The organism is Shigella sp. FC1967, assembly GCF_001743005.1.
GTDB lineage: Bacteria > Pseudomonadota > Gammaproteobacteria > Enterobacterales > Enterobacteriaceae > Proteus.
This window is the reverse complement of record NZ_MIIZ01000235.1, coordinates 1-261: the sequence shown is the minus strand read 5'-3', so window position 1 is coordinate 261 and position 261 is coordinate 1. Positions and strand designations below refer to the sequence as shown.

The 261-nt window shown below is 52.9% G+C and carries 1 rRNA gene; it reads right to left on the bottom strand.

The window, feature by feature from the left end:
* A 16S ribosomal RNA gene (locus BHE89_RS02210) occupies positions 1-261 on the bottom strand; the annotation flags it as partial.

Genomic DNA, 261 nt, shown 5'->3' with positions numbered 1-261 from the left:
TGCAGACTCCAATCCGGACTACGACAGACTTTATGAGTTCCGCTTGCTCTCGCGAGGTCGCTTCTCTTTGTATCTGCCATTGTAGCACGTGTGTAGCCCTACTCGTAAGGGCCTGATGACTTGACGTCATCCCCACCTTCCTCCGGTTTATCACCGCAGTCTCCTTTGAGTTCCCACCATAACGTGCTGGCAACAAAGGATAAGGGTTGCGCTCGTTGCGGGACTTAACCCAACATTTCACAACACGAGCTGACGACAGCC